The organism is Paenibacillus sp. ALJ109b (assembly GCF_010747435.1).
In the GTDB taxonomy this organism is placed as follows: domain Bacteria; phylum Bacillota; class Bacilli; order Paenibacillales; family Paenibacillaceae; genus Paenibacillus; species Paenibacillus taichungensis.
In genome coordinates this window covers 75,295-100,498 of sequence record NZ_JAAIFP010000017.1, presented here as the reverse complement: position 1 = coordinate 100,498, position 25,204 = coordinate 75,295, and the positions used below count along the sequence as shown (strand labels likewise).

Sequence of the window (25,204 nt, the reverse complement as noted above, 5' to 3'; positions counted from 1 at the left end):
GAGGTACATTCATGAAACAAGGCATATATGAACAGCTTATCAACATCATCACCAGGCAGGAGATTTCGGCGCTGGACCCGGATGTGTATAACATTGGGACCGAGAAGTTGGATGCAGAGGAAGCGCGCAAACTGCTGTCCACGTATTTGGCGGCGGTGACCCGGCGAGCGCTCAAGATTGTAAGGGAACAGACGGAAGATAAGACAGCAGTGTTGGCGCAGATCCGAACGTGTAATGAGATTATTGCTACGCTGAAAGGCACGCTGGGGGAAGAAGAATACAACGAATTGCAACTGGACGAGCAGGGGGAAGTGTTGACCCATGTATATTCCAAACTGAACAGCATTCGTGCGGTCCGGGATACCAAAATCGTTCGTCCAGATACGCCAATCTCCCAAAGCTCTTTATTCACAGGTGCAAAGTCCGAGCCGAGTATGTTATTGGAGCTGCAAAAGGAGATCGTGACCGCCGATCGGATCGATTGGCTGGTATCGTTTATCAAATTCAGCGGGCTTCGACTGCTTCTGGAACAGCTTCAGCAATTTACAGCAGGCGGCGGGAAGCTGCGTATCATCACAACTACATACATGGAAGCAACCGATCTCAAAGCCATTACCGAACTTAGCAAATTACCTAACACAGAAATCCAGATTTCCTATGATACCAAAGTGACTCGGCTGCACGCCAAAACGTACATTTTTCATCGCGATACTGGATTCACCACAGCCTATGTCGGCTCCTCTAACCTATCCAACCCGGCGCTGACCAGTGGTATGGAGTGGAACCTCAAGGTGACCGAGAAGGATTCACTCGATGTGCTGCGCAAGATTGAAGCGACCTTTGAGAGTTACTGGAATGACCGCGAATTTACGCGATATGTGGCTGAGGATGAAGGACATGAGGCACAGCTGAAGGCGGCTCTGAATCGTAAAAAAGATCAGTCCAACTACTTTCACCTCGACATCCAGCCTTATGATTATCAGAAAGAAGTGCTGGAGCAGCTGGACGCCGAGCGTACGCTGTATGGACGAACCCGCAACCTGATCGTTGCCGCCACAGGCGTTGGCAAAACGGTCATCTCTGCCTTCGACTATAAGAGATTCCGTGCGAGCCATGCGGGAGCCAAGTTGCTTTTTGTCGCCCATCGGGAAGAAATCTTGAAGCAAAGCCGTGACACGTTCCGGTATATCCTGAAGGATATGAACTTTGGTGAGCTGCATGTCGGGAATCACCGAGCAGAGGCGCTGGACCACTTGTTTGTTAGCATTCAGAGCCTTAACGCTATGAAGCTGACGGAGATCACCAGTCCAGACTATTACGATTACATCATTTTGGATGAATTCCACCATGCCGCTGCACCTTCATACCAGAAGCTATTGTCCCACTACGAACCGAAGATTTTGCTAGGACTTACTGCAACACCGGAACGGATGGATGGCAAAGACATTACCGCCTACTTCGATCATACAATTGCCGCCGAGATCCGTCTAACCGATGCCATTGACCGGAAACTACTGAGTCCTTTCCAGTATTTTGGCGTCACCGATACTGTCGATCTATCCCAGGTAAAGTGGTCGCGCAAAGGCTACGATCTGAACGAACTGGAGAAGCTCTATACTCATAACAAAATCCGTGCCAACCAGATCATCCAAAGTCTGAACAAATACGTAACTGATCTGGACGATGTGAAGGGGCTTGGGTTCTGTGTTGGGGTGGATCATGCGATGTATATGGCAAAAATATTTAACGAAGTCGGCATTCCATCCATAGCCCTGCATGGCGGGTCGAGCGAACAGGAACGTCATTCTGCGAAAGGACAGCTGGTGAACGGGGAACTGTGCATGATCTTTGTCGTGGATCTGTACAATGAAGGCGTGGATATCCCGGAGGTGAACACCATCCTGTTCCTGCGTCCTACTGAAAGTCTAACCGTATTCCTGCAACAGCTTGGCCGTGGACTACGGATGGCGGAGGGCAAAGAGTGCCTGACGGTACTCGACTTCATCGGGCAAGCGCATCAGGAGTACAGGTTCCAGGATAAATTCCGCGCCCTGATCGGAGCCACCAAACATTCCATCTCGTACTACGTCGAGAACGGCTTTTCGAACCTGCCACGCGGCACGTTCATCCAATTGGAAAAACAAGCGAAGGAATACGTCATGCGCAACCTCAAGCAGATGAGTCGTAATCGCAGAGCGTTGATCCAGAAGCTGCAAACGTTCCAGCAAGACACCGGACTGCCACTGACACTGGCTCATTTTGTGGAACATCACGGGATGACTCTCTATGAATTGTATGGTGGACGTACGGGGAAAAGGTATTTCCGTGGCCTGTTGGCCGAAGCCGGATTAACAGCACCCATTGAAGATGAACACGAGGAGTATATCCGCAGACTGCCATCTGTGTTGACGATTAATTCCCGAAGCTGGCTGACGTTCCTGATTGACTACATTGAAAAAGGCAAAGAACCCACTACCGCCGATGAACGGCGCATGTTGATCATGTTCTATTACACCTTCCATCGGGCTGCGCCTGAGAAACTAGGACTGAGCAGCATCGAAGAGGGTGTGCAGCGTGTGCTATCTTGTGAGGCTTTTCGAGAAGAACTTGTGGATATTTTCAAATATAATCTGGCTCATCTGCGATTTGTGGATAAAAGTAATTCGTTCCCGTACACTTGTCCACTGGATATCCACTGTATGTACTCCATGGACCAAGTGCTCGCCGCCTTTGGCTATTGGGACGCTGAGCAATCACCAGCCTTCCGCGAAGGTGTGAAGTATTTTGCCGATGAACAGACCGATATCTTCTTCATTACGTTGAACAAGTCGGATAAGGATTTCTCACCATCCACATTGTATGAGGATTATGCGATTAATGAACGTTTATTTCATTGGCAGACTCAGAGCCGGGTGTCAGAGCATACGGCTACGGCGCAACGGTATATTCATCATCGAGAGACGGGCAATCGGATCGCGTTGTTCGTGCGGGAGTATAAGGAGGAGCATGGCTATACGTCTCCATTTGTCTTCTTGGGCGAAGCAGATTATGTGAGTCATGAGGGGAACAAACCGATGAGCTTTGTGTGGCGACTGTGGGAAGAGATGCCTGCGAAGATGGTAGCGGTGGCGAATAAGTGTATTGTTTGAGGGGGTAATTACCAAAAGACACAACAGAGTCTCCTCAAATTCAGAGAGATTCTGTTGTGTCTTTCAAACGAGAGTTTAGGTAAACTCAGTTTTTTTATTTTTTAAATTGAGGCCCTTCATATCCATTGTTATCTGCTCCAGAGGGCCCAGCATGTATCCCTTCTTCAATTGTCGCCGGAACTTTGTCTTTACTAGCAGCTGATTCTTGGCTTTCTGGTTTAGTTTTTGTCCAAACTTCATCGCCAAGAGCCGGGGATTGCCACCAATAAAAATCACGATACACTAAATCTGTTGTCAAGTATAACAACGTTGAATGATTACTTTTATCATTAATGGTCAGTTCATATTGAGAAACTCCAATACCATCAGAATCATTAAGCGCTGTGATCCATTGCTCAATTTTAGGAACGAGACTGTTCACCTCTGGGATTTCCGCTGTAAGCACGATCGAGGCCAGCTTTCCACCCAGTTGGTTATCCATGATTTCTGTCGATTCCACACTTACACCGTTTGCCTTCAGTTCACTATATATAGCGTTCTGGACTGATTCAGAATCGAGTTTACCTACAATTTTAGATGAGAAGTCTGGTATTTGGGTAATGTCATTAGAAACACCATTGTATATATTTTGACCATTTTTGCCCGTGATCGTGAGATCAATATTTTTGATTTGGGAGGTTCCATTAACACCACTTCTTACTTCATTCCGGATTTTTCGGATGGCTTTAATATCCTCTATGGTTGCTTCTCCAGAAGTAGAAGTTGATTTTGTTTCCAATTTTAAATTCCTCTCTTGGGAGGTGATTTTTGAAATAGCCACTCCTTCTTTAACAAGCTGATCTTGGATTAGTTGGGTAGGACTTTCAGCAGAAATAGAGTTCATGTAAAAGGCTCCGCTCAGGACGATAACTGCTGCTGCGACAAGAAACCACTTTTTATTTCTCATTATAATTATCCTCCATATAAATAGTTAAATTTAAGGCCCATAGACTCGGAAATTTGCATTACTGGTCTTACTGACTGAATAAGGGCTTTTAGCGGTTGGAGCTGTGTCATTTACAGTCCAAACTCCACTTGAATTTTTATAAGATACATTTGTAAATCTAAACGACCCCATCTGCGTATTTGTTGCATGACTTTCTGCGTTTGCCTGAACATTCCGTTTGCAAGACCATGATATCTCCACACAACCTAGGTCCAAACACATTCCTGCTTACCATATGCTACGTACTACAATAATGGCCTATCACCAACATGCTAAGTATCATTTGAAACTTGCTGCCGTCATCATGTGTAATCACAATCAGTTTAAAGCCTGTCTAATTCTATGTGATTGGGCTCTAGCCTCCATGATTAAGGCGCTTTATATCCATAAGTATCATTCAACGCATCCACCCAAGGAACTCACCATGAACGAAATCTTGCCTCTAGTGCATACTGACACTGAACCCGGATTGGATATTGCCTTGTTTGTCGGCACGATACAACATATGTCATCCCTAGCGGATTACCCACATGACCAGCCAATAGAACTGGACAACATCGAAAAGCTTCTTCAACGAACAGAAGAGATATTGGACGAGTTAGCCACTCGATTGGAGGATGATTCATCAGAGTAAGATGTTTTTTTAATTGATCATTTGGGTTAAATGTTTGATTTATCTGTGTTACGCTTACAAGATGACATCATCCAAATAAAGGATATATGATGCAGAGATTACAAAGGATGCTCTCTGCTTTGCATCTGGAAAGTAGGTGTACATTTTGAAAAGAGTAATTGCTATCGTGTTTTTCATATTATCTATATTGGAATTGGTCACTTTAATCCTAATTGGTAAAAGTATGATGAATGGGTATATGGAACCGAGTACGTTTAGAGAGATGATTACATTCCCGCTATTCGCTGCGTACCTCTCGATCTGGATGTTCTTTTCACGGCAAGAGTTTACCAGAGGACGAGTCGCGGCACAGATCAGTTTTACAGCTGCAATGTTGACGGGGTGCCCGTTGGTGTGTTTGTTAATTATTTTCTATTAAATCAACCCTTCCCTCCCCATAGCAACTTGTATAATAGAAAAAGGGAGATTATGGAATGAGGCTCGAAAACTTCAACAGCAGAAAGGAGGTTGTACCACATGCCTACTTACAACAAATTGGTGCGGGACAAAATTCCGCATATTATCACATCCAGCGGTAAGGAATGCCGCACACGCATTCTCGACCCGGAGGAGTATAAGCAAGAACTAAGAACGAAACTGCAAGAAGAGACGAATGAGTACTTGAATGCAGAAAACGATGAGGAAGCGTTGGAAGAGTTGGCAGACATGCTAGAGGTGATCCGAGCGCTGGCAGAGGTACACGGGGCGAATGCGGCGCAGCTGGATAAACTGCGGGCTGACAAAGCCGAGACGCGTGGTGGATTCCAGGAACGGGTGTATCTGATCGATGTCGATTAAGCTTAACGTTAAACTCAACTCATTTCAGATAACTTGGCAGATGAACTGATCACCCGGATGCAGCATGCGTCCGGGATTATTTTGTCACTGTGAAATAATTCCCCTTGCCGGTAATAATAGTGAGTTCATCAATTCTTACATAATAGTTCCAGTGATATGGGGTGTTATCTGGATAAACAATAATATATTGTGGATCATTGAAGGAGTAACTTTGTTGCAAAGAATAACTTATTATTGCATTAGAAATTCCTAAGCTTACAACAAATGAAGCCGCTAGTACTATTGAAACTATTGCAATGGGTTTAACCTTTTTATAAATTAATGTGATTGTAGTGGCGATGGCTAACAACGCAGAAATGATGAGTTCATTATTTGATCCCAAGATCGCGAAATTCTGTTCTTGGTTCGTAAAAGGATAGAACAAATTAATTCCATTACCAAGAAGGTCTATAAGAAGATGCCCGATGAATAATGTGGCCATCGTACTTATCCATGCCCAGAAGAACCGAACGTTTAAGGTTTTATAGATGATCCAGCCATATGCAGCTCCAATCAAGGGAACCATGGCAAGAGAATGTAACAATATATCACCGAAGTACTTAGTGATGTCAGGAGTGATAGCAATAATACAACCTAAAACAATAGTAATTATATAGTCTTTAGTAAGAGATAACCGCTTATTTAGAAAAAGTAATAGAATCGTTCCGCCCGTAATCAAGTGTATAGCCATATGAAGAAACATTTGCATCAAGTTACCTCCTGAGCCTAGTTCATACATTTAATTCTTTTAGTGATGTTTTCTCACTTCACACAAAATCACTGTTCCCCACCCTCCACAAAAACCATAATCGCTTGATACAAAAACCTCACAAATCCCTCATCACCAAACTGATCAAAATAACCCGCATAGCGACGATCCGTCGTATAGGCCTCCGCAATACATCTCAAAATCTCAGCATCACAGACCATGAACTGCTCTAGGCAACTTTTCCATTCACGCACTAGCGCCTGCACCTCACCAGAAGCAGGGGACAGATCCTGATGCTTCGCCAATTCCCGAAATACCTGCTCCATGTTGACCGAGAACTGCTGGTAGGCTTTTTCTTGTTCTTCCACAGACAGCTGGCTCACATTAGCTTCGAATTCCTGATATTTCTCGGTATCTCCATATACAAACTTCGCCTCGGATTCATATTGTTCTTGGATGGGCAGAATGGAAGAGTCGTCAAACAGATGAAGATGAGAGATATCCGTCCCATCTACATACTCGTCCAACTGGTCGATGATGGTTTCGAGCTTTTGTTTGCGTTGAACGAGTGTACTGCGATGCTCTCTTAGGATATCTTTCTGTTCGTCTTTGGAGAGTTGCATCATGGCTGCAATGTCTTTTAATGAGAAATTCATTTCTTTGAACAACAGAATCATCTGCAGATTCCCCAGTGCCTCTTGATTGTAATACCGATAGCCATTGTCCTCGACTTTGCTTGGTTTGAATAAATCCGTTTTATCGTAATAATGTAATGCGCGTTTGGTGATTCCAGTGATCTGAATGATATCTTTAACGGTGAAATAGGGTGTCTTCATTCCAAAAGTCCTTTGTTTCAGCAAGGATAACACTTGCCGGAGTGATGGTTGCTTCGGTAATAGGTGTACCTGTCTTGTTCAGATAATATTGGATTAAGTGATAACCGCAGGCATAGCCGGCCGCATAGGGCATACCTACGGGTGTGAAGTTTTGCAATCTTGCAAGTTCATCGCCGTAAAGATAGGGATTAATCTGGTCAAAACCGGTGACATGCAACTGGTCTTTCATTTTTGGTTTAATGAAGGTGTTCAAAGTCTCCATATCCGTTTTGGCTACCCATGGGCCTAGCAACTCTTCTCCATACAGGGATGTCGCAAAGCTCTCGGCCAACCCCTCGCTAACAACCATCTCGCCAAGCGTAATCTGTGGATCCCACTGGATAAATTGATACCTCACGTTATGATTGCATTCATGAGCCAACACGGATTGCATACGAGGTAGAGTATAGCTATTGGGGGTCAGGTTCGCAATAATATAACCCGGGATTCCACCATCTCCGCTGATGCCTTCGTTCATAGTCAGTGAAGGACTGTTCTTATCGCCTAATAAAATCGTGTATAGATACTCGGAGACCCTAAGCTCAATACCTTGATCTGTAAAGGTGGATAGACTCGTACAAACAGCCTCATGACACTGTTGCCAAAATGCTTCAGATGAAATCGCTACCAGCGGCTCGCTGATCTCAGGTGTGATGTCTGCTGGAGCGATATTCATAAAGTTATTCATCATGATCACGTCGAAGCCGTAAGGCTCTTGAGATCGAAACGGGATTTGTTGAATGTTCCATTTGTTCATGAATGGACTCATCATGTGCTCGCGGTATAACTCCAATTTTTCATCAGGTGCAGCCTGGATGATCTCTTCATAGATTTTATCTGAACGCAACGCTGTTATCTTCATCATTAATCTCTCCTTTAGGTGAACTTGAGCCCATTATCAAGTATGACCTTACGTAACAGTCAAGGAGAGAATTTGTGATACGTTTAAGCACATTTATCGATACGCTTCTATGGTAAGTTGTAAAAAACTTTCGCTGCAATCCAGATATCTATGGAGAAAACAACCAAAGTTTTTGAACGTTTATAATCGCCTCACACACGTTATCCACGTTTCATTAATCCCCAAACCACATATATGAATAACGCTGCCAATAGAAACGCAGGTACGACGATGGGTTGTGCCAGATTGCCAATGGACATTGACGTCACTTGTGAACCGACCAGACTTACCGCGCCAACCCCAACAAACAAAGCGACATTCCATAAGGCAAAAGGGAGTAATCTTCCTACATTACTTCGATACCGGGTAATCATCATGATCATCACGAGTATGAAAAGAATCAGAAACAGCGATTCAGTGATAGACGTCCATTTTCCCAGCTGACTCATTGACTCGATCGCTTGGTCGCTTATGGAACCACCGGAAGTCCACTGTTGTGATTGAGCTATACGATCGGATTCCAAGGAAACATAAATGCCATAAAATAAAATCATTAGTATGAGATACATAAGCATGGCTACGTTTAAACGACGTTTATCTGGTTCTTTGTTTAAAATAAAGATCATAGATTCACCTCTAACCTGAATAGTGGGTTATCTCATGAAAATAACATTGAAACCGATCTGACACCAAAAATGGATATCTTTGTAGTATAATCCATTTGGTTCTGGATCGAAACCATGCACGAAGGAGGAGTGCTATGAAAAAGAAAATGTTCTTTTTGCTACTAGTTATTGTACTCGTTACTTCCGCGGTAATTATGATATGGTTTTCTAGGTTAGAACCTCCCGCATATCAGGTGGAAAATGATAACGATACCAACTCTTCAGGCTTGTATAACAAGGCATCTTCATTACCCAATATCATTGAAATAACGAATGAAGAAGCAACCCTACAATTACCTCTTAACGACGTCCCAGAGTATAGGCGCTACCTGATGAACGAACCGGACTTCCAAACTGAAATAGATCGTACACATGTGGAAGTGTTGGAGGTGCCCTCTTCGGAAACATATTCGATGCTAAAGTATGGATGTGGAACCAAAGCTTGCTCTACCCTTTTGGTGAAAATTGATGATAGAGAGACCCATAGCTTGCCGATGCCTGAGGGCATTTTACAAGATTATAAACTTTCCTCTGACTATCAGCAGGTGTTAATTCGATATGCTTATGATGAAGGCGGTCTGGTTAAGAGACATATCCTTGTTGCCGTGGATCTCAAAAAAGTAGAAATCATCCCATATGCATCAACTGATTTGGAAGAAGCATTCATGTTGAAACCGACTTGGCCCATCATCTCTTATGATTGGCTAGATAATAACCATTTCACGATTGAAACAGCAGCATTAGAAACAAGTGAATATAACGTACTTAAAGACTGGTTTGATTTTAATGATCGTGAAACGAGGAAGGTAACAATTCGGTTAAATTCATTGGATTAATTTTAGCTATTTAGATGAAAGGGGACAGTGATTTGATAAAAGAAATAGCTTCATTGATGTTGTTGAGTGTAGTTCTTTTTGTAGGATGCCAAACCGAATCGTTAGGCGCTGTCCATCAGGAACAGGTTGTGTCTCCCACCAAGCAGGTAACAACGAAACCGGAACAAGAAACAAATTCAAAATTGAAATTAATCGGATCTTCTGAGGATGAACAAGTAAAACTTTATGCAATTAAAGAAACGGAAGATGCAATTGAAAGAGTAACTCTAGATATAAATGGGCGCACAAAAGATTTTGATTGGAGCATTTCTCATCATTCGGGAACGAAGCCGCAGTTATTTTATACCGATCTTACCGGTGATGGTAAGGAAGAGGCTATAATAATCATTCAGATTGGCCGAGGGACAGGCTTGAATATCTATGAAATTCATGTCGTTAACTCTGATAACTTAACTGAAATTAAAGTACAGCGTTATGAGGATATTGTTGCTGAGCATATTGAATCGCGTATATCTAAAAATGATGATGGTACATTAGATATTACAGTGAATTCAAAAGGACAAGTAGATAATTTCAATTATGATTTCGATCCAGCACCAGACTATAATCAAGATGAGCTTGCTTTCGGCGGTGTAGTTATTTATACAATGGATAATCACAAAATTAAATTAAGTCTTCCAGGTTCTATTGGCATATCTCCTACATATGTGTGTGACTTCAATATCACGTATACCTTTGATAAAGCCGACAATGAATTTATTGTTGATCAGATTGAAGTTAAACCTGTTAAATAAGATAAAATGTCTTCAAAAAACGCTTACAAACTTTCAATTCTACCCTACCTTTTACGAAACGAAGCTGAGATAATGGGAGAGTAAAGGGGCATAAATTGCTCCCCGTATTGTTCATCATTTACGTCAAAAAAATAAATGCTGCATATCCATAGGAGGATTATTAATGATTACACAACCACTGGAACTGATCCAGTCCACTTCAGGCCAAGCGCTGCTTGCCCAAATGTATGGTCAGCAACAACTGGAAGAACAGACAGCACGTTACACAAAGCTCAATGAATCATTCGAACAGTATTTTGGCGTACAAGAGGGCAGCAGATTGTTCAGCGCGGCTGGACGTAGCGAAATTGGCGGCAACCACACGGATCATAACCATGGTAAGGTGCTGGCGGGCAGTATTACGCTGGATACGATAGCGGTGGCTGCGCCAACGACGGATTCGGTAATTACCTTTTATTCAGAAGGGTATGACCAGAATTATGTAATCGATCTCACGGATTTGGCACCGAAGGCTGAGGACGACGGCACTACGGCGTTGATCCGTGGTATGGCTGCGGGATTTGGGAAGTTCGGATACAAAGTGGGCGGCTTCCAGGCGTACATCTCCAGTAACGTGTTCTCGGCGTCCGGGCTGAGTTCATCGGCATCGTTCGAGATGCTGATTTGTACGATTCTGAATCATTTCTACAACGATGGATCACTGGATGTGGTGGTCATGTCCAAGATTGGTCAGTATGCGGAGAACAACTTTTGGAATAAACCATCCGGTCTGCTGGATCAGATGGCTTGTGCCTATGGCGGGCTAATTGCGATTGATTTTGAGAATCCAGCCGAGCCTGTAATTGAGCCTGTAAAATGGGATTTCCAACAAAACGGTTACTCCTTGGTCATTGTAAACACAGGTGGGAATCACGCGGATCTGACGGAGGATTACGCTGCTGTACCATATGAGATGAGAGCGGTTGCTAAAGCGTTGGGCAGCGAATATGTCCGAGAAATTACGGCCGAGGCGATTTATGCCAATCTCAAACAGGTACGTGAAGCAGCGGGGGATCGTGCGGTACTGCGTGCGCTGCATTTCTTGGAGGAAAACAATCGGGTGGAAGGTCAGGTACAGGCCTTGCGGGAAGGGCGTTTTGCTGATTTCCTGAATCTGATTACGGCATCCGGGAATTCTTCATGGAAGTGGCTCCAGAATGTATACCAGAGCGGCTCGGTGAAGGAACAGGAGATTGGTATCGCACTGGCGTTAACTGAAAATTATCTGCAAAAGCTGGGTGATGGCGCTTGCCGTGTTCACGGCGGTGGATTTGCAGGGGTCATTCTGACGATTCTTCCCAACGAAAAGGTTGAGGAGTATATGTCCTGGATGCACGGCATGCTGGATACGCCAATTATTGTGGTTAATGTGCGTGCGCAGGGTGCGGTATGTTTGAACACATTAATCGAAAACGTGGGTTAATCTTGTCGGTGTAACACACTGCGATGTTTAACCTGTATTGTATAAGTAGTATTAAACAGTACATTATAGCGGTTCTCCAGCTTGACGCTAGTCATGGAAGAGGATCGCTTTTTGCTGTCTACATTAGGAGAGATAGCTCGCTCCGGACTTTTTCTGAGGGAACGGTCCGTTATTAATAACTTCAGATCAGGAGTTGGCGAAGATGATTGTGGAACGTGAGAAATCTTAAGTTCAGTTCTCTATATAATTCCAAACTTTGGACGCGTTTCCGTGTTAATTAGGTAAGGGAGGGGATGCAGAATGACGACAACCACACTGGCTGAGCAGGAAGAGGCGCGTTTGTATGACGAGTTGCGACGTACGCTGGAAGAAGTGGAAGAAGGAAAGCAGCGGCAGAAAATGTTGAAGCGTATGATCAGGCAGCTCAAGTTTGCCAAATGGCGGAAAGAACGATTTAACTGGTTTGATCAATACTTCCAGAATGTAAGGCCAGTAACACTTTGGATCATGTTAGCCACTGGGGTGCTTATGCCAATTGTATTGTTCAGCACTTTTATATGGGTGTCCTTGTGGGTGGAATGAATCATAGAGCAGCCAAATTTAATAGTACTTATATCTTTATTCCCAGTGAGAGATGAATCGATTTATTTAAGAGGTTTGATATGATCCGGCACTGAGCCTGTTCTGATTTCATAAGTATCATAATCTACCATAGCGAATACTTCTTGATCTTTGTTGCCTTTCACATATCCCGTCAGTGATACCGTATGAGATAAGTCAGCCGGAATGAATTTGTGATTTGTGAATTCTACATCAATTCCATAGTTTTCTTTAAAGTAAGTGAGACTAGCTTCTTCGGCTTTTTGAAGGATGTCTTTCTGTTCACTTGACATACATCCGCTTAAAACGATGAAAGTAAAACTGAACCATACAAATAAGAATGCTAATGTAAGATGTTTTTTATTGAAAGTGTCCACTTCATTACTCCTTGCTGTAGCGTTCGCTACAATGTGCTCGCTCCAAAGCTTCAATTCTGCCTTTTATTAAGTAGTTCTTTGGGAACAATGGCATTCTGGATTCTGAAAGTATCATAATCGATAAGAATTGTAATTCCAGTATCTTTATTCGCTTTGACATGTCCGCTTAAACTTATATTGTGGCTAAGATCTTTCGGCATGAACTTATGCTCAGTAAACTTCACTTCTGTACTGTATTCATCTATAAAATACTTTTGTCCAACTTGAGTTGCTTCTTCAATAATCTTGCCTTAGTTTGGTATGGTGTTGCATCCTACCAATAAAACAGATATGAGTATAAGTACAATTGATATGAATTGAATTTTTTTAAAAAATATTCTTTCTACCTCCTATATATTTAAATTTAACTCTCTATAATATACATTAACTCTTGGATTTGGAAAATAAACAGTGTCACCAAGCTAGAGACTAAAGCATGATCATCATACCTGTTCACAAGACAAAAGTTAGATAAGAATTAGCTTCCCATCTAACTTTTGTTTCACATTTGTATAGTGAACATCATTCAAGTGAACATTACAGATTAATGTGTAGCTGACTGAGCCTTGTTTAAAGTTTGAATCTTCTCTTGCATGTACTGGTGGTAATCGCGAAAACTGCTGATGTGGTGTAAGGAATCAGAGTTTTCAGACTGGATCTTAATTTTACCGTCCTGAGGCAGTCTTTTCATCTCAGCAACCACTTCTTTAGAGCCTTGAATATCTCCAGCCATCTCCTGAATTCGTTGTAACAGCGTTGGATGGCCCTCATGTTGCAGCATTTCAGCGAGAGGTCTCATTTCCTCCAGCTTCTGGGTGGACCGTTCAAGAGTGGTCATTACTTTGTCTTCATCCATGCTCGCATTTAGCGAAACCATGCGATGAATATGATCCTTTTCCATCCGTTCCAACGCTTCCAAGTGGGAAGCTTCCAGTCGTTTGGGATCGCTCCAGCTCTCGGTTTGAACAGTATCCTTCTGCTGCGAAGCATGGTTCATATTGGCATTGCCACAGCCCCATAACAGAGTCGAGCAAGTTAACACCGTTCCAACGGCGATAATGCTTTTTAACCTCATGTTGTCACTCCTTCAATATTTTCCTGAAGGTAGTATGAGCTATAATATCCATAATCATGCTTATATTCTTCATTTCTTTCCCAGAAATAAGCATATCTCTGATCAGACTGGTAAGAACGTCCTATAAGCACTCCATATATTTAGCTCATTGAGATTGAAAAAAAAGATTGGGAGGTTTTCTCCCAATCCTATATAACGAAGTGTAAATACATCTGTGTATTTCTTTGCAGATTTTTCTCAGGAAGGAGGTACTTCCTTTTTCGGATTTCGGCTATCGATAAACCAGCCTGGTCCTTCTACACTAAGAACCTCCTGTGTATCATAATTATAGGAAACGGTAATACGTTCATCTTCATGTCCTGTTATATGACCATAAAGATAAAGGCGTGAATGGATGGAAGGGTCGTCAATATCATGACTCGTTACAATAAAGTCCGCATTGTAGTATTTCTTTATGTACTGAACACTTATTGGTGTAGCTGTTTCTACAATATTTTGTTTATCTGAGGTAGACATACTTGAACATCCTCCTACTAAAAATAAAAAAACAAGTAAAATCAGAGCTACAGGTTTTATTTTCATAGGGCATTAATTCTCCTTTTAAACTCTAAAGACACTTTAATGCAAATTATGGAAGGTTGCAAGATTGGAAGGGAGAGTCTGCAGTGCAGTTGTCTGCAAAAATGTCGACTTTCTTGAAGGGACTACATCCAAATTAGCAGAGTTAGAAGAACACAAAGAGCAATTAAAACGATATATAAGGAAGATGTAAGAGGCAGACGCGAAGATCGGCGTAAATCTCAGTCCCCTTATTAATCGAGTTTACTTGTCGACTAAGGAGGTATTATGTTTATCTACCACAATTCGATCTGGCGCTGGACCATTAATCTTTTGTATCCTGCCATTATCTTTGTCTTCCAGAGCTGGGGACCGATATTGGATTCCTGGGCTGTTCCAATTGTATTTGTCGCATTGTTTTGTTTTCTGTGGAGTGATGTCAAGGATATGTTCATCTCTACCGGACTGACCTGGATGGTTGCCATCCCGTTCTGGTGGTACTTCATTGAACTTCCCAAACCATCGTTCGGAGCAGAGAATTTTGCCGCTCATCTGGTGCTGATCGTGCCGCTTTTTATATTTGTGGTGTTATTGCCACAGACCCTCATACTGACCACACGCATGCGAATAATGGAGTATTATAGACAGAATGGAATATAGTCTTATAGGCGGCCGCTGTCTGGTGAAGAATACGATAATTTAACATCATCAATGACTTCCTAACCTGTATGGTTGGAGGTCTTTTTATTAATCAGTAAGGAATAAACTATTTATATTTCCATATCCATCCTGTAAAATCTTCTGATAAGGTTATTCACGTTGGGAGATTACGTTCAGGCAATCAGGAGGGCATATGAGCAAGAGGAAGAATGAGAAGTTATACAATTATTTATTATTATTTTTGATTTTGTATGGAGTTACTTTGTTCATTTGGCCTATGGCTCTTTTTGGACTTGGTATGTCCTTATCGGCACCGTATCCACACACATATGATACTTCCCGTGATCTATTGGTTAAAATTCTTTTCACCTATCCTTTAGGTGTATTATTCGCGATTTTTTATTGTGGGATCAGTTACGAGAATGGGCGATATAAAGCCCCTTACTGGGTTGTTCATGTTCCATTACTTTGGCCTGTTTCATGGATAATAGTCGAATATTTAGGATTAAAATTTAGCTTTTAAAGAAAAGAGGAATGCATATGACACGTAATCGAAAACGGGGATAAATATTATGGAAAATCTCATCCCCCTACACAAAAAAATCGCAGCATAAACCAAACAATCCCCTAGTCCGTTTCATACGGCAGGGGATTTGTTATAGCTACACTTTCCTACGGAATTTACCCGTATATGGAATGGTAATATGAATGTCCAGCTTCTGAATGGAATCTTCCGTCAGGATCATCTTTGAGCCGTTGTTGGACAGCTTGCGCCATAGGCTTGGATTTTTGCGATAAACCTTCTCCTGAAGTCCATAGACATCGACCCCACGTTTCAGACCTTCGCGATACGTTTGCAAAATTTGCTCCCGCAATGTCTTCTCGCTGAATTGGACCATCTCGTCATAGGAAACAGGGGTGATATATTCATACAAGGCGGTTAGGTACTTGGCATCGATGTTGAAATAAACCTCATTCCCACGAATGACAGGCACAATTTTGACATTGGGCAAACCAACGCTGAGCACGCCATAGATGGTTCCTTCGTTTTCAATAATTAATGGCGCACGCCGCATATCCTTAAGTAACCAATGAAATCCAGGGATTTTGCTATGGGGCAAATATTCAAAATCATCCCCGGTTCTTTCAAAAAAAGCACCATCAATCATAAACAGTTCATAATTTTTTTTGTTCTGCGACCAGTGTTCCTTGTTCATGGTGATGCAAGGCAGATAAGTTGTGGTGGACGCATCATTATGGGTGGCAATGAGTTTGAAACTGAGCACTGGAGGAAACAGCGATTCTTCCAAGAATGAGGGAAGAGGGTTATGCAGAATACTGTCCAGTGGCGACATATTGTATATGGACGTGGCACTAAGGATATTTTCCAATGGATCACGAGTGCCATATACCCAGGTTGTATAACGTGATTCAGGAAAACGTCCAAGCATGTCGAACACTTCCTTAATATGCTTGCTTGTCAGGATACTTTCAGCCATGACAATGGCCGTCACATGGCCCCAGGCGATATGGAGCTGGGAACTTCGGAACAGTTCGTTTACCGCCAGATTCAATGTTCTCTCCGATGCATGTCCAACCCATACGGGTGGAGCTTCCGCTGTTTTGGTTGAATTATCGCTCTTGGCTACACTGGCAAAGTCCATGCTTTGAACATAAATGTGATACATCCCGTCCTTGTAATCGATCCCGATCGCTTTGGCATAGTCCACCTGTTGGATCTCATATGCACTCCAGCACCCGCTTGTCACGAAACAAAGAGAGAGACTTAGCAGCCCTAGCAACCATCGTTGTATAAGCCGCTTCATCGCTCATTCCCTTCTTTGCGCGGCTCCTGCGTTTCCAGATAGACAGGTCTGCGTTTCATCCATCCTTTCGGAAGTTTGAACAAGGAGGCGAGTGCCTGTTTGAAATTAAGCGGACTGAGCGGCGTCAGATAAGGAATACCAAACGATTTCAGATCGGTCAGATAGATCAGGAACAGGATAATGGACAGAATGAACCCATATATGCCAAGGGATGCCCCCAATACAAAACAGAAAAAACGCAGAATCAGAACAGAACTGGTCATGACCTGATTCACAATCGTTGCTCCGGCCACTACGGTTACGGCAATGACGACAATCATGAGCGGGGAAACCATGCCTGCACGGATGGCCGAATCCCCAATAATCAATCCGCCAACAACGGTCAGCGTCTGACCAATGGCGCTCGGAAGCCTCACCCCTGCTTCCCGGAATAGCTCCATCAGAAGCATAATGAGAAACATTTCCACACCAGACTCCATAGGTAGACCCATGCGCCCAACCGAGATCGTGGCTACCAGCGGAAAGGGTAGCTGGTCCATGTGAAAAGAAGTCAGCGCAATATAGAAACCAGGCAAGAATACGGTTATTAATAGCCCGATAAAACGCAGCATGCGACCCACATTAACCGGAAGAAACGGGAAGCTGGCATCTTCGGGTGATTTGAGAAGCAGAAACAAATTAACGGGTCCGATGATGACGCTGGGATTGCCATCCACGATAATGACGAAACGTCCGTTCAGAAGACATTCCGCCGCAAAATCAGGTCTGCCCGTGTAATGGGTTACCGGAAATAATGTGATTTTGGAAGGGGATAACAATTCCTCCAGTTCATTGGCGGTCAAAATCCGCTCTATGTCGATTTTACGCAGCCGATTCTTCACATCATCAATCAGTTCGGGATTGGCAATGTTCTTGATATACATCAGGGCGACTTTGGTCACGGAGCGAGAACCGATTAATTCAATATTACAAGCTAATTCGGCTGTACGCAGGCGTGTACGAATTAAGGCAATATTGACTGATAGTCGTTCGATAAAGCCGTCTCGGGACCCACGGATGGATACCTCTGTGCTGGATTCATCTGGCGTCCGGGTAGGAATGTTGGATATATCCATACTCCACATCCTCTGAAGGGAAGGTATGCAGATGAGCATATGTCCCTCAAACACCCGCAGGGACATGAGTTCCGTTCCCAGTGGATTGTTCTGCAAGTCCATGCTTGTCCATTGCAGGGTAACGGACTTCTCGATATCCGATGCACGAACAAAGTGAGTACTTTCGTACGTTCGCGTCAGTTCGGGAAGAATAATATCATATATGGATTTGCTGTCGACCATACCGCTGCAATACACGATGACAATCTGCTGCGGAGACTCCCCAATCATATGGCTGCTGATAATCACATCGTCTGAACCTGCAAAAAACGTCGTCAGATGATGCTCATTGATTCGGAATGGTTCAGCCAGATGGGGGTTCTTCTTTGGTGTGGTTGTGTGCGGCATGAGCGGGAGCCTCCTTGTCTTTTTTGTGTATGAATGCGGCGAGGGTCAACAGGACTGTTACCGTGGATACATAGGCTAGCATCACGGGAAATTGAATATGGTTTACATAATAGTCAACGTAATCAATTCTCCACCACTGAACGGCTATGAAGCACATAATGAAGGTGACGATTAGAACGGCAACGTACCTTTTCTTTGGTCTGCGAAAATCGAGCAGGTCCACGATAAGATATATGGAGATCGCCACTCTGGCAAATGAACCGCTTAGCCATTGATAGATGGACAGGAAGTCCACGTGCTGGAGCAATTTTCCTATATTCACCAGCTTCCATTGCTCATAGGGGCTATTGCGCTGTTTTGCTGCTTCCTCCGGACCGAACTCAACGATGGCTCCCAGCGTTGGACCAATCGCCATAGTGATCATGAATAACCCGAGCAGCAGAAGATGCCACCAGCGAATTTTACTTTTGATATCGTGTTGAAACAGCATTAATATCCAGATTTCCATCAGTCCGGCAAGTGAATAGATCATGCCCCTCAGGACAGGACCAGCACCATATTCCATGATGGGAAACAACTGGCCATAGTCTTTATATTTCATGTTGGCGGACATCACGAAATATCCAAGCAGGATCACGAATGGAAGCAGAAGACTTGAAGTCATGGCAATGGAACGGATACCTTTGGCAGCCGCCCAGGCAGCAACTAGTGCTCCCACACCTGCGAGCACATAGGGTGGGGTGAATTGCAGATAGGTGGATACCGTCCAGTTAGTTGTTTCGTATAAGGTATGTGATCCAAGTGCAAGCAGCATGAGCGAGGCAGTGATACGGAAAATCCATGAAGGAATTGCGCCAAATTCCCGCGTGATCCAGTCCGTCAAACGCTGTCCGCGTACCCGCCGGATAATAACGAACATCATACATAGAAATAACAAAAAGAAGGGAGCAGCAGCGACTACCGATAGCCAGCCATCTCTGCCTGCGTAATCCAGAATCGCCGGAATGGACAGAACATGGCACACGAGGCCCGCACTTAACAAAATGATGGAAAAGGACAGCCATATCGTGATTTCTCCCTTTTCACGGCTCATGGGAATCCTCCTTTCCGTTCAAGGAAGTTTCCGTTAGGTTGTACAGGAAATGGATTTTCGATTCCTATTTTATTTTTTTGAACAATAGAAGACGAAACAAGATAGACGGAAGAGACAGAAAGCATTAACATACAGATATAGCAAGTTTAGAAGACAAGCTCCAAACGAAGTATAGAGAAATAGGAGGAAACCTACGATGACAAATACAACGAAGGCACCTGGAGAGACGAAAGTTGGCTTTATCGGTACAGGCGTAATGGGCAAAAGCATGGCAGGGCACATCCAGCAGGCAGGCTATCCGCTGCATGTCTATACGCGCACGGCCGCCAAAGCGGAAGCGTTGGTGAAGGAAGGTGCCGTATGGCATGACACACCAGGCAAACTGGCAGCCGAGTGTGATGTCATCATCACGATGGTGGGGTATCCGAAGGATGTTGAGGAGATTTATCTTGGTGAAGATGGTCTCGTGGCGAACGCGAAACCGGGCTCGTACCTGATTGATATGACCACGTCCAGTCCATTGCTGGCTGCTCGGATCTATGAAGCCGCGGAAGCGAAAGGACTGCATGCGTTGGATGCACCGGTTTCCGGTGGGGATATCGGAGCACGGGATGCCAAGCTGTCCATTATGGTTGGCGGCAGCACGGAGGCTTTTGAAGCGGTTCGTCCGTTGTTCGAGCAAATGGGCACCAATATTGTGCTGCAAGGCAAGGCGGGAGCAGGACAGCATACCAAAATGTGCAACCAGATCGCCATTGCTTCAGGTATGATGGGTGTATGCGAGGCACTCGCTTATGCCAAGACATCCGGTCTCGACGCGGAGAATGTGCTGAAGAGCATCGCTACCGGTGCAGCCGGAAGCTGGTCACTTAGCAATCTAGGTCCGCGCATGATCGCAGGCGATTATGAGCCTGGATTCTATGTGAAACATTTTATCAAAGACATGGGGATCGCTCTCGAATCTGCCAAAGCCATGGGCATGAAGACGCCAGGGCTGGCCTTGGCGGAATCCTTGTATCAGGAAATATCCAGCAACGGTCTGGATGAGAAGGGTACACAGGTGCTTTACACATATTATTTACAGGCTTAATCTTCACAACCAAGACAACAGCGTGTTCTTTTTCTTCAATAGAAAGGAATACGCTGTTTTTATAAAATTCCCCCTTCTCATATGCGTCTAAAGTCACAGTATTGGTTAAAGAATCGTATATACTTTAGTTGAACAATGGTTTTTTGGCCCTCTTCCCTTTATTTTTACCCCTCTTTATCCGACATAAGTAATAGAAGTATACATAATGGATGTGCGAAACCCACACTACATAGAACGGAGCTTGCCCATGTTCAAAAAAATCCTGTCTCTGTTCAAGTCACAGCCAGAGCTCGCGAACCAGATATCAGCTTCCGCTTCATCTTTACCGTCAACGGCCCCCATACCCACGCGTATGGTCCGCAGTAGACGCAAAAAAACGAAATCAGATGGAGATTGGATTCGTCAGCCAGAGGAACCAAGCACTGCCCAGCAGCTGCATGCTCTTCCGGGTGAATACAAAGTTCTGAACGACTTGCTTGTTGCCAATACCAAGTCCCGCTCGGGTTATTCATCGATTGATCATGTTGTCATCGGTCCGCGGGGGATCTTCGTGATTGAGACACGAAACCTGACAACGGGTGAGATTCGTGGCGGCCGAAGAGAGGCCAATTGGACAGTCAGCAGCAGCCGAATCAAGATGTACAACCCATTGATGCAGCACCGAGGGCATGTGGAGGCCATACAGGCACACCTCGGCGATTATAAAAGAGTTCGTCTCGTCTCCATGGTGACCTTCACTAATCGATGCCGGATCAGTGTTGATCCAGCTGTGCGGTATGTCAATTCGGATGAACTGATTATCTATGATCATGAATTGGTGGAGACCATTCTGCGCAAAACGGAAAGGCTTGAGACTGAAGTCCCCGAAACGTTGTATAAGGAACAGGATATTCAGGCGATCTACAACATGCTGTCCGCAGTCAATTCCACGGATCCCCAGATTCGGGCTGATCATATGGAAAAGGCTAAAGGCATCAAATAAGAGGAATTTGAACCTGTTACATCATACCTGCGCGATGAATTGAAACGAATAATGCAGATCACTAAGCATACATATCAACACGGTTGTCCTTCATGGATGACCGTGTTTTTTTGTTCTCTCCGTATGTGAGAATGGGACAGCCTGAAGTGCAGGTGAGCATGCAGGCACATTGTCGTATACACCCAGTATTTAACTTATGATAAAATAAAGACCAGCATTCAAAGTGATATATCCATGTTATCCGAAATACATTCATGGAATGAACTGTTCATGGAGTAAAGTACAGGTTAATGTAACTCAGGTACATACATAAGATAAGGGGAAGATTATACAATGAGATGGAATCATAGAATCAAGATGTTCACGGCCATTTTCAGCTTGGTTGCCATATTGACTGCATGTGGAGGTGGGACGAAGGAAGCAACGACGAAGGAGTCTGCTCAGGATGCTGGCGCGGTGGCTACAGCGACCAATGGCTCGGACACGTCAACAACTGACTCGTCGGCAGCAGATACGAATGCTGAAGACTCTGCGGGCACCTCCTCAACTTCCGATACAACGGGGTCTTCGCCTGAAGAAGGCAAAATCAGAGTGGACTCTACACTGGAGGAATTGAAGCAGAAGTATGCAGACAAGCTTGGCTATATCCGTGTCCCGCTTAACGATCATCCGGTTCGCAGGGTAAGTGAAGAAGGCTCCAAAAATATTAATATCGCCAACTATAGTGATGCGGTAGTGAATATGAACACAGGTATTCCAATCCATTCCGATTCACAGCGTTTGATCGATGATGCCTTTCCTTTTTTCACAACCGTTCAGGCACCAGAAGTGTCCTATGTATCGTGGGAAGAAGCAACCAATCTGGAGCGTGCCATGGTGAAGACGTTGTTTATCTCTCGTCAGGCGCTGCTACTCACGGAGGATGCCATGAAGAACAAGGATTACACCAGTCAGTCCTTTACGGACTCGATGGTATTTTTCAAGAATGCAGCGGAGTTCGACTCCATGGCACCTGTCGCGCAGCATACGTATGACATCACTTTAACGAAACTTTACGATAAAGCCCGTGAGTCGTGGGCCAAACTGGCTGCAATAGATCCGAAACAGGACGAAGCTGCATTTGCTGAGAAGTATACGGAAGCCAGAACAGAAGCGAATAACGTGATGGGGCTGCTGAACATCTTGCTGTCTACGAATGAGGAAGAGCGCATGGAGCAGACATACGGAAAATAGGAAAACCGTTGCAATGGATGGACTTGCAAGAGCATTCTTTCAACATAAAGAAAGGTCCATCTGTGATAAGCAGATGGACCTTTTACTTTTCTAGTAAATTTTCATTATTTCAAGGTAGATGAATGGTTTGAACATGATCGGTATGCATAATTAAGGTATTCCCTTCTGCCCCCACCAGTTCAAGCAAATTGTTGTCTGCGCTTTTCAGCAATCCAGCGCGGTAGGGCTTATCATCCAGATTCAAGATGACGAGTTCGCCAACCATTTTCTGAAGCTGCTGATCAAGTGTACGGGAGAGCGGCATGGACGCTGGTTGCATAGGGAAATGCTGCTGACTTAGAGAGTACGGCGTGCTATTAGTGGGAGAAGGAATAATATATTTGAGGTGATTGATCGAGACGTAGACCGAATGATGTAATGGTGAGAAGAATATGAAATAATCGTTCATAATGTTGGTAATATAACCATGCAACGTTTGGCCACCTATCGAAATTTCACTGAATCTTCCACGGGCATTCATTAGAATTTTGCGGTAAGATATATTGTTATGATCCATCTCTGGATCAGGCGCAGGTGAGTTGGAAGTGGAATTGGGATCATCGGCTTTGGTAATATGCATGGACTGAAGATGATGGAGGGGTACATAGATGAATCGGTGATCACCGTAAACCACAATCAAATCCTGGCCCATATCAATAATTTCACCCTGAATCGGTAGTTTACACCCGGACAGTTCCATTTCAATGGACTTTCCGAGCCATATTGTTGGGGATTTCACAGTATACCTCCTCTCAGTATAGAATAGAAGCCCAAATATATAGTGAAACTAGGCTGACAATTAGACTGATTGGTATCACAATGAATGTCACTTTCATATACTGTTTCCAGGAGACTCGAATATGGTGGGTCTTTAATATATACATCCAAATCAGCGTTGCCAGTGTTCCTATAGGTGTCAATAATGCTCCAATGTCGCTACCCAGGATGTTGGCAAGATACGCAAGATGCAGCTGAGAATCACTTAGTTGAAGATCTGTTACAGCAAATGTCCCGATCATGACAGAAGGCAGGTTATTGAACAGATTGGATAGTAGGGTAAGCATTAACCCTGATATAGCAATCAGGCTAGCGTTTCCCCCTTCTACCATAGGTTTCATCCATTGAATGATCCAGGCGGTCATTCCTGCCCGGTGGAGACTATCCACAATAATATAAATGCTGAAGGCAAAGATCAGAATATGCCAGGGGGTCTGTGTTACCACATCTTTAAGTCCAGTCCGTGTGCGATACCAACGCACAGCGAGCATGAGAACAACACCTGTGATCGCGACAATTTCCATCCGGATACCGAATTGCTCAGCGAGAAAATATCCTGCACGGATAAATACAACAATTCCAATACAGACTCGGAACAGCCACCAGTCTACGTTTTTATCGCTATCCGTTGTCCGTGACTCACCATTGGCCTCTTGCAGCGGATGATATCTCGAACCTGATGGGGTTTGCAGGGGAACAGGGAAATAATGAATGACCCTGGGAATACTTTTACGGAAATAATAGAATAAAAGCACTGTCATCACGATAATGCCTAACATGGAAGGTACAAACATCATCTGGGTATAGGTGTTAAGATTCAAACCGACCATTTGCAAGGCAATCAGATTGGCGAGATTACTAAGTCCAATTGGCGCACTTGAGGCCGTAGCAATGAGCGCACCGGAGATCAGGTAGGGCAACTGCTGATGCATTTTCAGACGAAGCATGGAACAGATTCGAATAATAATCGGAGTTGTGATCAGAATGCTGCCGTCGTTGTTAAAAAAGATGGTCATGAGAAAACAAAGTAGTAGAATTAGCCAATACAATCGAAAGCCGGAACCTCTCGCTTTTTCAATCATATTCAGGGCAATCCAGCGAAAAAAACCGATGCTTTCAAGGATAATCGACATCACAATAGTAGAGAGAATCGTCACGGCTGCACCAGATACAATCCCGAAGATGCCAACAATATGAGCGTAACTGCTCACTCCAGTCAAAACGAGAAGAAGGGCGCCGAGCGAGGTAGGGATGGATTCATTTAATCCGCCAGGCCGCCACATCAGGAAAATGACAGTGATGATAAATACCCCGAAGGTTAACCACAACTGATAGTCAGGCATTTACTGTGATTCACCTCCCAGGGGGAGAAGTCCTTGTGAAGCCTGAATCAGATGTTCATGGGTCGGAGTGGGCCTTCCAGGTATAACGATCCAATATAAAGGCACACTGAGGGAGACCATTGCA

Annotated in this window: 25 protein-coding genes; 12 read left to right on the top strand and 13 right to left on the bottom strand. The window is 44.1% G+C overall.

Annotation, left to right across the window (positions count from 1 at the left end; all coding sequences use genetic code 11):
* Positions 1 to 11 precede the first annotated feature (11 nt).
* Complete coding sequence (locus G3352_RS18220) at positions 12 to 3,149, top strand: DEAD/DEAH box helicase (protein WP_163758571.1); 3,138 nt, start codon at positions 12 to 14, stop codon at positions 3,147 to 3,149.
* Positions 3,150 to 3,243: 94 nt separating this feature from the next.
* Here G3352_RS18220 and G3352_RS18215 read toward each other — a convergent pair whose 3' ends face one another.
* Positions 3,244 to 4,095 carry a hypothetical protein gene (locus tag G3352_RS18215; protein WP_163758569.1) on the bottom strand — a complete coding sequence of 284 codons (852 nt, stop codon included), beginning with the start codon at positions 4,093 to 4,095 and terminating at the stop codon, positions 3,244 to 3,246.
* 274 nt (positions 4,096 to 4,369) lie between these two features.
* Between G3352_RS18215 and G3352_RS18210 the strand changes: the two genes are divergently transcribed.
* The 3 genes from G3352_RS18210 (at position 4,370) to G3352_RS18205 (ending at position 5,605) form a co-directional block, all read left to right on the top strand.
* Positions 4,370 to 4,768, top strand: a complete 399-nt coding sequence (locus G3352_RS18210; RefSeq protein ID WP_345940777.1) for a HEPN domain-containing protein — start codon at positions 4,370 to 4,372, stop codon at positions 4,766 to 4,768.
* Between the two features lie 223 nt (positions 4,769 to 4,991).
* Positions 4,992 to 5,186 carry a hypothetical protein gene (locus G3352_RS30915; RefSeq protein WP_205524926.1) on the top strand — a complete coding sequence of 65 codons (195 nt, stop codon included), beginning with the start codon at positions 4,992 to 4,994 and terminating at the stop codon, positions 5,184 to 5,186.
* A 98-nt stretch (positions 5,187 to 5,284) separates the two neighbouring features.
* Entirely contained in the window at positions 5,285 to 5,605 is a 321-nt protein-coding gene (locus tag G3352_RS18205) for a nucleoside triphosphate pyrophosphohydrolase (RefSeq protein WP_163758565.1), read from the top strand.
* Positions 5,606 to 5,681: 76 nt separating this feature from the next.
* On the opposite strand, the gene G3352_RS18200 is transcribed toward G3352_RS18205, so the two are convergent.
* From G3352_RS18200 to G3352_RS18185, 4 genes are all read right to left on the bottom strand, one after another.
* Positions 5,682 to 6,353, bottom strand: a complete 672-nt coding sequence (locus G3352_RS18200; protein WP_163758563.1) for a metal-dependent hydrolase — start codon at positions 6,351 to 6,353, stop codon at positions 5,682 to 5,684.
* A gap of 68 nt (positions 6,354 to 6,421) precedes the next feature.
* Positions 6,422 to 7,189 carry a MerR family transcriptional regulator gene (locus G3352_RS18195; protein ID WP_163758561.1) on the bottom strand — a complete coding sequence of 256 codons (768 nt, stop codon included), beginning with the start codon at positions 7,187 to 7,189 and terminating at the stop codon, positions 6,422 to 6,424.
* Positions 7,164 to 8,090 carry a DUF2268 domain-containing putative Zn-dependent protease gene (locus G3352_RS18190; protein WP_163758559.1) on the bottom strand — a complete coding sequence of 309 codons (927 nt, stop codon included), beginning with the start codon at positions 8,088 to 8,090 and terminating at the stop codon, positions 7,164 to 7,166. The genes G3352_RS18195 and G3352_RS18190 overlap by 26 nt, the downstream gene beginning before the upstream one ends.
* A 200-nt stretch (positions 8,091 to 8,290) precedes the next feature.
* Entirely contained in the window at positions 8,291 to 8,755 is a 465-nt protein-coding gene (locus tag G3352_RS18185) for a hypothetical protein (RefSeq protein ID WP_163758557.1), read from the bottom strand.
* 134 nt (positions 8,756 to 8,889) lie between these two features.
* Between G3352_RS18185 and G3352_RS18180 the strand changes: the two genes are divergently transcribed.
* The 4 genes from G3352_RS18180 (at position 8,890) to G3352_RS18165 (ending at position 12,468) form a co-directional block, all read left to right on the top strand.
* Positions 8,890 to 9,630, top strand: coding sequence for a hypothetical protein (locus tag G3352_RS18180; protein WP_163758555.1), 741 nt, complete (start codon positions 8,890 to 8,892; stop codon positions 9,628 to 9,630).
* A gap of 32 nt (positions 9,631 to 9,662) precedes the next feature.
* Positions 9,663 to 10,424, top strand: coding sequence for a hypothetical protein (locus tag G3352_RS18175; RefSeq protein ID WP_163758553.1), 762 nt, complete (start codon positions 9,663 to 9,665; stop codon positions 10,422 to 10,424).
* Between the two features lie 163 nt (positions 10,425 to 10,587).
* A complete protein-coding gene (locus tag G3352_RS18170) occupies positions 10,588 to 11,886 on the top strand; it encodes a galactokinase (protein ID WP_163758551.1) in 1,299 nt (432 codons plus the stop codon).
* 300 nt (positions 11,887 to 12,186) lie between these two features.
* A complete protein-coding gene (locus G3352_RS18165) occupies positions 12,187 to 12,468 on the top strand; it encodes a hypothetical protein (RefSeq protein ID WP_163758549.1) in 282 nt (93 codons plus the stop codon).
* Positions 12,469 to 12,530: 62 nt separating this feature from the next.
* Here the strand turns inward: G3352_RS18165 and G3352_RS18160 are convergent, their stop codons facing one another.
* The 3 genes from G3352_RS18160 to G3352_RS18150 form a co-directional block, all read right to left on the bottom strand.
* Complete coding sequence (locus tag G3352_RS18160; protein ID WP_205524925.1) at positions 12,531 to 12,863, bottom strand: DUF1433 domain-containing protein; 333 nt, start codon at positions 12,861 to 12,863, stop codon at positions 12,531 to 12,533.
* A 583-nt stretch (positions 12,864 to 13,446) separates the two neighbouring features.
* Positions 13,447 to 13,977, bottom strand: a complete 531-nt coding sequence (locus tag G3352_RS18155) for a hypothetical protein (RefSeq protein WP_163758546.1) — start codon at positions 13,975 to 13,977, stop codon at positions 13,447 to 13,449.
* A 237-nt stretch (positions 13,978 to 14,214) separates the two neighbouring features.
* Complete coding sequence (locus G3352_RS18150; RefSeq protein ID WP_163758544.1) at positions 14,215 to 14,559, bottom strand: hypothetical protein; 345 nt, start codon at positions 14,557 to 14,559, stop codon at positions 14,215 to 14,217.
* Between the two features lie 264 nt (positions 14,560 to 14,823).
* Here G3352_RS18150 and G3352_RS18145 point away from each other — a divergent pair, with 264 nt between their 5' ends.
* Positions 14,824 to 15,195, top strand: coding sequence for a hypothetical protein (locus G3352_RS18145; RefSeq protein ID WP_163758542.1), 372 nt, complete (start codon positions 14,824 to 14,826; stop codon positions 15,193 to 15,195).
* Positions 15,196 to 15,857: 662 nt separating this feature from the next.
* Here G3352_RS18145 and G3352_RS18140 read toward each other — a convergent pair.
* Genes G3352_RS18140 through G3352_RS18130 form a run of 3 tightly spaced genes read right to left on the bottom strand, consistent with a single transcriptional unit; the run spans position 15,858 to position 19,616 of the window.
* Positions 15,858 to 17,021, bottom strand: coding sequence for a Ger(x)C family spore germination protein (locus G3352_RS18140; RefSeq protein WP_163758540.1), 1,164 nt, complete (start codon positions 17,019 to 17,021; stop codon positions 15,858 to 15,860).
* Positions 17,018 to 18,523: a spore germination protein gene (locus tag G3352_RS18135; protein WP_163758538.1), complete on the bottom strand. Its 1,506-nt coding sequence runs from the start codon at positions 18,521 to 18,523 to the stop codon at positions 17,018 to 17,020. The genes G3352_RS18140 and G3352_RS18135 overlap by 4 nt, the downstream gene beginning before the upstream one ends.
* Positions 18,480 to 19,616, bottom strand: a complete 1,137-nt coding sequence (locus G3352_RS18130) for a GerAB/ArcD/ProY family transporter (RefSeq protein ID WP_163758536.1) — start codon at positions 19,614 to 19,616, stop codon at positions 18,480 to 18,482. Before G3352_RS18130 ends, G3352_RS18135 begins: the two co-directional genes overlap by 44 nt.
* A 196-nt stretch (positions 19,617 to 19,812) precedes the next feature.
* Here G3352_RS18130 and G3352_RS18125 point away from each other — a divergent pair, with 196 nt between their 5' ends.
* The 3 genes from G3352_RS18125 (at position 19,813) to G3352_RS18115 (ending at position 22,921) form a co-directional block, all read left to right on the top strand.
* On the top strand, positions 19,813 to 20,706 hold the full coding sequence (locus G3352_RS18125) for an NAD(P)-dependent oxidoreductase (RefSeq protein ID WP_076290322.1): 894 nt from the start codon (positions 19,813 to 19,815) through the stop codon (positions 20,704 to 20,706).
* 247 nt (positions 20,707 to 20,953) lie between these two features.
* Positions 20,954 to 21,688, top strand: a complete 735-nt coding sequence (locus tag G3352_RS18120) for a nuclease-related domain-containing protein (RefSeq protein WP_163758534.1) — start codon at positions 20,954 to 20,956, stop codon at positions 21,686 to 21,688.
* A 333-nt stretch (positions 21,689 to 22,021) separates the two neighbouring features.
* Positions 22,022 to 22,921 (top strand): hypothetical protein, encoded by a 900-nt coding sequence (locus tag G3352_RS18115; protein ID WP_163758533.1) that lies wholly within the window; start codon positions 22,022 to 22,024, stop codon positions 22,919 to 22,921.
* A gap of 109 nt (positions 22,922 to 23,030) precedes the next feature.
* Here the strand turns inward: G3352_RS18115 and G3352_RS18110 are convergent, their stop codons facing one another.
* Both G3352_RS18110 and G3352_RS18105 read right to left on the bottom strand, forming a co-directional pair.
* Positions 23,031 to 23,699, bottom strand: a complete 669-nt coding sequence (locus G3352_RS18110) for a DUF2642 domain-containing protein (RefSeq protein ID WP_345940775.1) — start codon at positions 23,697 to 23,699, stop codon at positions 23,031 to 23,033.
* A 13-nt stretch (positions 23,700 to 23,712) separates the two neighbouring features.
* Positions 23,713 to 25,080 carry an arsenic transporter gene (locus G3352_RS18105; RefSeq protein WP_163758532.1) on the bottom strand — a complete coding sequence of 456 codons (1,368 nt, stop codon included), beginning with the start codon at positions 25,078 to 25,080 and terminating at the stop codon, positions 23,713 to 23,715.
* Positions 25,081 to 25,204: the final 124 nt, after the last annotated feature.